Raw genomic sequence first — 9,262 nt, 5'->3', positions numbered from 1 at the left:
GGGTCGAGCCGCCGCTGCCGGTGACCGGACTCGGGGGCGAGGGGGACGCCCCCGATCTCGCCCGGCTGGTGGGCGCGGCGGCCACGGAGGCCTACCGGGCCCGGCTGCTGCGCGCCCGGGGCGCGCGCCGCCGTCCTCCGGGGGAGGGTCAGCCGTTGGCCTTCTCGTACGCCTCGCGGATGTCGGCGGGGACGCGGCCGCGGTCGTTGACGTTGTAGCCGTTCTTCTTGGCCCAGGCGCGGATCTTCGCGGTGTCCGGGCTGCCGGCCGAGGCCGCGGCCGTGCGGGTCTTGCCGCGGCCGCCGGCGGCACGGCCGCCGGTGCGGCGGGCGGACTTCACGTAGTCCGCGAGCGCCTGGCGGAGCTTGTCGGCGTTGGCCGTGGTGAGGTCGATCTCGTACGTCTTCCCGTCCAGGGCGAACGTCACGGTCTCGTCGGCCTCGCCACCGTCGAGGTCATCGACAAGAAGGACCTGAACCTTCTGCGCCACGGGGAATCCTTTCAGTGGAAAATGGGATTACGGAGGAATAGCAAACCGCCTTTCCCGGAAAAACACAAACCCCCCGGGAAGGTTCAGCCCGCCTTCCGCGTGGGAAGCATCCCTTCCGGAGGCATGTGATAGGGGCGCGATTCGGACATAGGGACCGCGATCACAGATGCAGAAGCATCCGGCTGTTGCCAAGGGTGTTCGGCTTCACCCGTTCGAGACCCAGGAACTCGGCGACGCCCTCGTCATAGGAACGCAGCAGCTCGCTGTAGACATCACCGTCCACGGGTGTCTCACCGATCTCCACGAAGCCGTGCTTCGCGAAGAAGTCGACTTCGAAGGTGAGGCAGAAAATGCGCCGCACGCCGAGCCAGCGCGCCGTCTGCAGCAGCTTGCCCAGTACGGCGTGGCCGACACCACCGCCCTTGACGTCCGGGTCCACCGCGAGAGTGCGCACCTCCGCCAGGTCTTCCCACATCACGTGCAGGGCCCCGCAGCCGACGACGGTGCCGTCCTCGTCCCGCTCGGCCACCCAGAACTCCTGGATGTCCTCGTAAAGAGTGACGGTGGCTTTGTCGAGGAGGATGCCGTCACGAACGTACGTGTTGATGAGGCGGCGCAGCGCGGCCACATCGCTGGTCCGGGCACGGCGGACGGTGACGACTTTTGATAGCGCGGGCATGCCCGGACGCTATCGTCCCGGGGCGGTGGGGCCGTCGCCGGGCCCGTCGAGTTGGACGACCCGGATCGCGTCCCGCAGGGCTTCGCGTTGTTCGGCCGACATCATGCCGAAGAAGGCGACGAGAGCGGCCGCGGGGTTGTCGCTCACGGACCACGCTTCGTTCATCAGTGCGGCCGAGTAGGCGGCCCGGTTGGAGACCGCCTCATATCGATAGGCCCGGCCTTCCGCTTCCCGGCGCAGCCAGCCCTTCTGATACAGGTTGTCCATTACGGTCATGACCGTGGTGTAGGCGATGGACCGTTCCTGTTGAAGGTCTTCCAGCACTTCTCGAACAGTGACCGGCCGGTTCCAGTCCCACACGCGCGTCATGACCGCGTCTTCCAGATCACCCAGGCGTCTGACCACACGCGAATAATAGTGGGAGATGTCTGGAATGACGCTTTATCGGAGCTGCAAAGGGGCAGCAAAAAGGGCGCACGGCGGGAATTGCGGTCCCGTCCGTACGCCCCGTGGGCACGCGCGCCCGCCCCGCGGGCGCGCTCGCCTCAGGCGGCGCCGCCCTCGGCGGGCTGCCGCGCCGCCTCGGCCCGGGCCAGCGCCGCGTCGACCGCGGCGTCCTCCTTGGCCTTGTTCGCGCCACCCTGGCTCTTGATGATCGTCACGACCAGGGCGGTGAAGGCGATCGCCATCACGACGGGCGGCACCAGTGCGGCGACATAGTCCATGGCCGTCGGCTCCTTCTGGATGTGGTTTCTGGCTCTGGATCGGAGATTGCGCGGTGTGCGAGCAGCCCGTCCAGATTACGCGCGCCCCGGGCCGCCGCTCAGGCGGGGCGGGCGTGCGGCGCCTCGGATCCCGGGGGCGGGACGGGCTTGCGGCGGGGCGGGAAGACCTCGCCGGGCGTGGGGATGGGCCGCTCCGGGCGAGGCGCGGAGGGCTTGCCGGGCCCCGTGCCGGGCTTCTCCGACGGCTTCTCGGCCGGTTTCCGCGCCGGCTTCTGGCCGGGCCGCGGCGTAGCGGCCCCGGTCGCCGGCGGGCGGCCGCCGGGCAGGGCGAGCAGCGGGGTGCGGCGCAGCCGGATGCGGGCGGCGGGCACCGCGCAGGCCGTCCGGTCGGCGGGCACGGCCCGTCCAGCCGGGCCGGAGGCGAGCTCGCAGCGGTGCAGCAGGGCCCGGTAGGCGGCGCCGGCGGGGCCGGCGGTGGGGGTGCCGCTCAGGGCGCGGAGCGCGTCGAGGTCCTCCGCGCGCGGCCGGTAGCCCGCCGCGAGGGCGTCCTGGAGGCGCTCGGCGTAGCCGGAGGCGGCGCCGGGCAGGGCGGCGCGGTAGCGGGCGAGGTCGGCGCGGAGGAAGGCGCGCAGCCTTCCGCTCTCCAGCACCGCTTCGTCCACGGCTTCGGCGAGGCGGAAGCAGTCGCGCGCCTCCGCGGCGCGCTCGGGGCCGGGGCGCCCGGGGACGGCGTGGGGGCGGGCGGCAATGGCGAGGGCTCGGCGCAGCACGCGCAGTTCGTCGGCGCTGAACGCCATGCCGCCGCGGGATCCGTATGGCGTGGGCATGCGCCGACTTTAAGTGCTAAACGGACAATTTTCGTATAGCCGACTGTTTACGGCGTGGCATGCGGCCCCGTGCGGGCCTGGCACTCACCTCTTGCGGCGGGTGACCCCGAGCGCGATCGCGCCTGCCGAGACCGCCGTGCCCGACGTCGTCGCGAGCAGGAGCGTGCTGTTCGTCGCCGGTGAGGCGGGCCGGGCCGGCTCGGGGAGGGGGTCGGCGACCTCGGCGCGGATCGGGGCCGAGTCGTTGCCGGGGTCCGGGTCGGGGGACGGCTGCCCGTCGCGGTCGAGGATCCGGACCAGGCCCTCCGCGCCCTCCACCTTCTCGTCGATGCGGACCCGGAAGCTGAGCGTGTCCCGGTCACCGGCGGAGAAGTTCTCCCCGATGGAGCAGATGTACGAGCCCGGCGCCGCGCCCGGGCGCACGGCCGCCACACAGGGCTGCCGGGCGCCGCTGTGCGGGGCCGCGACGATCGCCGTGCCCTGCGGCGGCGTCACCTCGTACGTGCCCGCGCCGTGGCCGGGCCGCCCGCCGGCCGGCCCGGGGCCGCCGTTCCTGACGCCCAGCTCGACCTCGACGGTCTCGCCGACCCGGCCCACGACCGGATGGGCGACGGCCTGGTAGTCGGCGTGGTCCGCGCGGGGCGCCGGCCCGGCCTGCGCCGGGGCGGCGGCGAGCCCCAGCCCGGCCGCCAGCGCCGCGGCGGGAACCGCCGCCCACCGCATTGTCCGCTTCATTCCCATACGCTCCATGCCCGTCGGATGCGGGATCAGCTCCCGCAGCTGACAGGACAGTTGAAACGCACGGTTGGTTGCGTGCGGGCCCGGACCGGGGCCGCTACGTGCGGGAGACGTTCCGCTCGTAGACCAGCCGCAGGCCGATCAGGGTGAGCCACGGCTCGTGCTCGTCGATGACCGACGCCTCGCCGAGCACCAGGGGCGACAGCCCGCCGGTGGCGATGACGGTGACGTCGTCCGGATCGTCGGCGAGCTCGCGGGCCATCCGCTCGACCACGCCGTCGACCTGCCCGGCGAAGCCGTAGAGGATGCCGGACTGCATGGCCTCGACGGTGTTCTTCCCGATGACGCCGCGCGGGCGGGCCAGCTCGATCTTGCGGAGCTGCGCGCCCTTGACGCCCAGCGCCTCCACGGAGATCTCGATGCCCGGGGCGATCACCCCGCCCGCGTACTCGCCGCGGGCGCTGACCGCGTCGAAGGTCGTGGCCGTGCCGAAGTCGACGACGATGCACGGGCCGCCGTAGAGCTCGACGGCCGCGACGGCGTTGACGATCCGGTCGGCGCCGACCTCCTTGGGGTTGTCCATCAGGATCGGCACGCCCGTCTTCACGCCCGGCTCGACCAGGACCGCGGGCACGTCGCCGTAGTAGCGGCGGGTGACCTCGCGCAGCTCGTGCAGGACCGCGGGGACCGTGGAGCAGATGGCGATGCCGTCGATGCCGTCGCCGAGCTCCTCGCCGAGCAGCGGGTGCATGCCCATCAGGCCCTGGAGGAGGACGGCCAGTTCGTCGGCGGTGCGGCGGGGGTCGGTCGACACCCGCCAGTGCTCGACGATCTCCTCGCCGTCGAACAGGCCGAGGACCGTGTGGGTGTTGCCGACATCGATGGTGAGCAGCATCAGGCGCCGTCCCCGTCCCCCTGCACCGCGCCCTCGCCGTCCTCGCGCAGGTCGAGGCCGATGTCGAGGATCGGGGAGGAGTGGGTCAGCGCGCCGACCGCCAGGTAGTCCACGCCGGTCTCGGCGTAGGCGTGGGCGTTGACCAGGGTGAGCCGGCCGGAGGACTCCAGCAGGGCGCGGCCCGCGACCAGTTCGACGGCCTCGCGGGTCTGCTCGGGGGTGAAGTTGTCGAGCATGATGAGGTCGGCGCCCTCGGCGAGGACCGGCTCGATCTGGTCGATCCGGTCGACCTCGACCTCGATGGCCAGACCCGGGCAGGCCTCGCGGACGGCCTTGAACGCCTCGGCGACGCCGCCGGCCGCGACGACGTGGTTGTCCTTGATGAGGGCCGCGTCCGACAGGGACATGCGGTGGTTGACGCCCCCGCCGCAGCGGACCGCGTACTTCTCCAGGGCGCGCAGGCCGACCGTGGTCTTGCGGGTGTCGCGGACGGCGGCCTTGGTGCCGTCCAGCAGGTCGGCCCACTCGCGGGTGGCGGTGGCGATGCCCGACAGGCGGCACAGGAGGTTGAGCGCGCTGCGCTCGGCGGTGAGCAGGTCGCGCGTGCGGGTGCGGACGGTGAGCAGCTTCTGGCCCGCGGTCACCCGGTCGCCGTCCTCGACGTGCCGCTCGACCTCGAACTCCTCGGTGCAGACCACCGAGAGGACCGCCTCGGCGATGTGCAGGCCGGCCACCGTGCCGTCCGAGCGGGCGGTGAAGTCGCCGGTGGCGACGGCATCCGCGGGGATGGTGGCCAGGGTGGTGACGTCCTCGCCGCCGTCGAGGTCCTCCTCGATGGCGAGGTGGGCGATGTCCTCCACCTGCAGGGGGTCGAGACCGGCGTCGGCGAGCAGGCGGGCGAGGTCGGGATCGAGCCCGCACTCCATGACGTCCTCCGCGAACGTCTCGCCGCAACCGCAGCCGTCACCGCAGCCGCCGGCGGCCGTTTCGAGGTTCACCTGGATGTCCTGGCCGATCTGGTGGAGGGGGAGGTCGTTCGGGGTGGTCACGGGGTGCTCCTCGGTTCGGCAGCGCCGTTCGTGGGCGGGTGGGGCGTCGGGGCCGCTACGGGCGGGAAGCCGGCCGTCGCGGTGGTGGAGACCGCGAGCGTACGGTCCCGGCGCAGCGTCACCAAGAGGTGGCGGCGCCAGGCATCGTCCCGGTCGGGGGCGTCCTCGCGCCAGTGGCAGCCGCGGGTCTCCTCGCGGCGGAGGGCGGCGGCGACGAGGACGCGGGCGACGAGCAGCAGGTTGGTGGCCTCCCAGCTCTCCGTGCCCGGCAGCTCCTCGGCGGCCTCCCGGCCGATGCGGTCGAGCTCCTCGGCGGCACGTTCCAGGCTACGGCGCGAGCGCAGGACGCCGGCACCCTCCGTCATGACGCGCTGGATCTCCAGGCGGGCCTTGGCGGAGACGAGGGCGGTGTCCGCCGCGGGCGCGGGCGCCTCGGCGGCGGGCGCGGGGGCTCCCCCGGCTCGGAGGGACTCCGTGACGTCCTCGGCGATGCGCTCCGCGAAGACGAGCCCCTCCAGCAGCGAGTTCGACGCGAGGCGGTTCGCGCCGTGCACGCCCGTACAGGCGACCTCGCCGCACGCGTAGAGGCCCGGCACGGTGGAGCGGCCCCTCAGGTCCGTGCGGACGCCGCCGGAGGCGTAGTGCGCGGCGGGCGCGACCGGGATCGGCTCGGTGACCGGGTCGATGCCGTGCGCGCGGCAGGCGGCGAGGATCGTGGGGAAGCGGTGCTCCCACATCTGCGCCCCGAAGTGGCGGGCGTCGAGGTACATGTGCTCGGCGCCGAGCTCCTGCATGCGCCGCATGATGCCCTTGGCGACGATGTCGCGCGGGGCCAGCTCGGCCAGCTCGTGGGCGCCCACCATGAAGCGGTGGCCGTTCGCGTCGACGAGGTGGGCGCCCTCGCCGCGCACCGCCTCGGACACGAGCGGCTGCTGGCCCTCGGCGTCCGGCCCGAGCCACAGCACGGTGGGGTGGAACTGCACGAACTCCAGGTCGGAGACCTCGGCCCCGGCCCGCAGGGCGAGGGCGACGCCGTCGCCGGTGGAGACGGCCGGGTTCGTGGTGGCGGAGAAGACCTGGCCCATGCCGCCGGTGGCCAGGACGACGGCGCGGGCCCGTACGGCGCCGACGCCGTCGCGCTCCCCCTCGCCCATGACGTGGAGGGTGACGCCGGCGGCGCGGCCCTCCGCGTCCTTGAGGAGATCCAGCACGAGGGCGTGCTCGATGGTCTCGATGCCCGCCGCGCGGACGGCCTCCACGAGGGCGCGGGAGATCTCCGCGCCGGTCGCGTCACCACCCGCGTGGGCGATGCGGCGACGGTGGTGACCGCCCTCACGGGTGAGCAGGATCGCGCCCGTCTCGCTGTCGGTGTCGAACTGCGCGCCCGTGGCGATGAGCCGGCGCACCGCGTCGGGCCCCTCGGTGACCAGGGTCCGCACGGCCTCCTCGTCGCAGAGGCCCGCGCCGGCGACGAGCGTGTCCTGCAGGTGCTGGGCGGGGGTGTCGCCCTCGCCGAGCGCCGCCGCTATGCCGCCCTGGGCCCAGCGGGTCGAGCCGTCGTCCAGGAGGGCCTTGGTGACGACGGTGACCTTCGCGCCGGCGGCGGCGCAGCGCAGGGCGACGGTGAGCCCGGCCACGCCGGAGCCCACGACGACGACGTCGGCGTCGACGGACCAGCCGGGGCGGGGGGCGTGCAGACGTATGTCCGTCGTGCCCGTCATGCCCGTCGGGCCCGTCATGCCGGTCATCGCTGCGCTCCGGAGGCCGGGCCGATGGTCAGGGGGACGTTGTCGATCAGGCGGGTGGTGCCGACCTTGGCGGCCACGGCGAGGATCGCTTCGCCCGCGTGGTCGCCGGGGACGTCGGTGAAGTCGGCCGGGTCGACGAGGGCGGCGTAGTCCAGGCGCAGCGGGGGGTCGAGCCGGGCGGCCTCGTCCAGGACGGCGCGGGCGGCGGCCAGGGCGGCCGGGGCCGAGGCCCTCTCCCGCTCGGCGGCGGACAGGGCGCGGGACAGGGCGAGGGCCGTCTGCCGCTCGGCGGCGGACAGATAGCGGTTGCGGCTGGAGAGGGCGAGCCCGTCGGCCTCCCGTACGGTCGGCACGCCCACGATCTCCGTACGGAAGTTGAGGTCGCGCACCATGCGGCGGATCAGGGCCAGCTGCTGGGCGTCCTTCTGGCCGAAGAAGGCCAGGTCGGGGCTGGTGAGGTGGAGCAGCTTGGCCACGACCGTGAGCATGCCGTCGAAGTGGCCCGGGCGGGAGGCGCCTTCCAGGCGCTCGCCCATGGGGCCCGCGGAGAGGCGCACCTGCGGCTGACCGCCCGGGTAGACCTCTTCGACCGAGGGGGCGAAGACGGCGTCCGCGCCCGAGGCCTCGGCGAGCTTCAGGTCGGCGTCCAGCGTGCGCGGGTAGCGGTCCAGGTCCTCGCCCGCGCCGAACTGGAGGGGGTTGACGAAGACCGTGGCGATCACGAGGCCCTTGCGGCCGACGCGCTCGCGCGCGGCGCGTATGAGCGTGGCGTGGCCCTCGTGGAGCGCGCCCATGGTCATCACCACGGCGGTGCGGCCGGGGACCGCGTAGTGGCCGAGGAGGTAGTCGAGGTCCTCCAGGGCGGGCAGCAGCTCGAAGGCGGGCTCACGGTCCCGGTCCTTCAGCCACTCGGTCAGAGCGTTCACGGCCGTCCTCCGTCGGACAGTACGCCGAGCAGGTCCTCGGCCAGTTCGGGCTTGAGCAGACCGGCCGCGAGGGCGCGATCGGCGGTCGTACGGGCCATGGCCAGATAGCCGGCGACGGCCTGGGGGGCGTGGGTGCGCAGCTCGGCGACGTGCGCGGCGACCGTGCCGGCGTCGCCGCGGGCCACGGGGCCGGTCAGGGCCGCGTCGCCGCTGCGCAGGACGTTGTCGAGCGCGGCGCCGAGGAGCGGGCCGAGCATGCGGTCGGGGGCCGCCACGCCGGCGGTCCGCAGCAGGTCCATGGCCTGGGCGACCAGGGTGACCAGGTGGTTCGCGCCGAGCGCGAGGGCCGCGTGGTAGAGCGGGCGGGCCTCTTCCGCGATCCACTCGGGCTCGCCGCCCATCTCGATGACCAGGGCCTCCGCGGCGAGCCGCAGCTCTTCCGGCGCGGTGACGCCGAAGGAGCAGCCGGCGAGGCGGTCGACGTCGACCGGGGTGCCGGTGAAGGTCATGGCGGGGTGCAGGGCGAGCGGGAGGGCCCCGGCGCGGCGCGCGGGGTCGAGGACGGCGACGCCGTGCCGGCCGGAGGTGTGCACGAGGAGCTGGCCCGGGCGCACGGCGCCCGTCTCGGCGAGGCCGGCGACCAGGCCCGGCAGGGCGTCGTCGGGCACGGTGAGCAGAACCAGCTCGGCGCGCGCGAGGACCTCGGCGGGCGTGACGACCGGGACCTCCGGCAGCAGGGCCGCGGCCCGGCGCACGGAGGCGTCGGAGACCCCGGAGACGGCGACCGGGCGGTGCCCGGCGAGCCGGAGCGCGGCGGCGAGCGCCGGGCCGACACGGCCCGCGCCGACGACGCCGACGGTGAGCCGGGCGGGGCGGTCCTGGGGGCCCGGGTGCTCCGGGAGGGTGTGTGCGTTCACGCGGCGACGGCCTTCCGTTCCAGTCCGCGGGGGGTACCGGACGATTCCTTCGTCATGCTACGTGAGGTACGGGGCGCGCCTTCGGGTCGTCCCCAGCCCTGTGGACAACGGCGGGCTTGTGCAGAACTCGGTCACGCGTTCGCGTGAAGGGCGGGGGGAAGAAGCCCGGCGCCCGGAGTCACCGCCGGCGGGTCAGCACTCGGCCGCCTGCCCGCAGGTGTCCGGGACGCGGCGGGCGCGGTCCTGCGCCGGGTACGGGCGGTCTCTT

The 9,262-nt window shown here is 74.1% G+C and carries 11 protein-coding genes; all 11 read right to left on the bottom strand.

Annotated elements, in window-relative coordinates:
• Positions 1 to 148 precede the first annotated feature (148 nt).
• On the bottom strand, positions 149 to 490 hold the full coding sequence (locus ACSNOH_RS30825) for a histone-like nucleoid-structuring protein Lsr2 (protein WP_436724742.1): 342 nt from the start codon (positions 488 to 490) through the stop codon (positions 149 to 151).
• Positions 491 to 650: 160 nt separating this feature from the next.
• Positions 651 to 1,169 carry an amino-acid N-acetyltransferase gene (locus ACSNOH_RS30820; protein ID WP_436724741.1) on the bottom strand — a complete coding sequence of 173 codons (519 nt, stop codon included), beginning with the start codon at positions 1,167 to 1,169 and terminating at the stop codon, positions 651 to 653.
• Between the two features lie 9 nt (positions 1,170 to 1,178).
• The gene (locus ACSNOH_RS30815) at positions 1,179 to 1,574 is read right to left on the bottom strand and encodes a BlaI/MecI/CopY family transcriptional regulator (RefSeq protein WP_436724740.1); all 396 of its coding nucleotides are present in this window, start codon (positions 1,572 to 1,574) and stop codon (positions 1,179 to 1,181) included.
• Positions 1,575 to 1,714: 140 nt separating this feature from the next.
• A complete protein-coding gene (locus tag ACSNOH_RS30810) occupies positions 1,715 to 1,894 on the bottom strand; it encodes a hypothetical protein (RefSeq protein ID WP_436724739.1) in 180 nt (59 codons plus the stop codon).
• 98 nt (positions 1,895 to 1,992) lie between these two features.
• Positions 1,993 to 2,721, bottom strand: coding sequence for a hypothetical protein (locus ACSNOH_RS30805; protein ID WP_436724738.1), 729 nt, complete (start codon positions 2,719 to 2,721; stop codon positions 1,993 to 1,995).
• 84 nt (positions 2,722 to 2,805) lie between these two features.
• Positions 2,806 to 3,456, bottom strand: coding sequence for a hypothetical protein (locus ACSNOH_RS30800; protein ID WP_436724737.1), 651 nt, complete (start codon positions 3,454 to 3,456; stop codon positions 2,806 to 2,808).
• 100 nt (positions 3,457 to 3,556) lie between these two features.
• Positions 3,557 to 4,354 (bottom strand): type III pantothenate kinase, encoded by a 798-nt coding sequence (locus ACSNOH_RS30795; RefSeq protein WP_356287499.1) that lies wholly within the window; start codon positions 4,352 to 4,354, stop codon positions 3,557 to 3,559.
• Positions 4,354 to 5,403 (bottom strand): carboxylating nicotinate-nucleotide diphosphorylase, encoded by a 1,050-nt coding sequence (gene nadC, locus ACSNOH_RS30790; RefSeq protein ID WP_436724736.1) that lies wholly within the window; start codon positions 5,401 to 5,403, stop codon positions 4,354 to 4,356. The genes ACSNOH_RS30795 and nadC overlap by 1 nt, the downstream gene beginning before the upstream one ends.
• The gene (locus ACSNOH_RS30785; protein WP_436724744.1) at positions 5,400 to 7,142 is read right to left on the bottom strand and encodes an L-aspartate oxidase; all 1,743 of its coding nucleotides are present in this window, start codon (positions 7,140 to 7,142) and stop codon (positions 5,400 to 5,402) included. Before ACSNOH_RS30785 ends, nadC begins: the two co-directional genes overlap by 4 nt.
• A 5-nt stretch (positions 7,143 to 7,147) precedes the next feature.
• Positions 7,148 to 8,068 carry a pantoate--beta-alanine ligase gene (gene panC / locus ACSNOH_RS30780; RefSeq protein ID WP_436724743.1) on the bottom strand — a complete coding sequence of 307 codons (921 nt, stop codon included), beginning with the start codon at positions 8,066 to 8,068 and terminating at the stop codon, positions 7,148 to 7,150.
• Positions 8,069 to 8,073: 5 nt separating this feature from the next.
• Positions 8,074 to 8,994, bottom strand: a complete 921-nt coding sequence (locus ACSNOH_RS30775; RefSeq protein ID WP_436724735.1) for a Rossmann-like and DUF2520 domain-containing protein — start codon at positions 8,992 to 8,994, stop codon at positions 8,074 to 8,076.
• Positions 8,995 to 9,262 lie beyond the last annotated feature (268 nt).

The organism is Streptomyces sp. URMC 127 (assembly GCF_051386535.1).
Classification (GTDB): Bacteria; Actinomycetota; Actinomycetes; order Streptomycetales; family Streptomycetaceae; genus Streptomyces.
The sequence above is the reverse complement of the archived record's forward strand: the minus strand, read 5'-3'. Positions and strand labels throughout refer to the sequence as shown.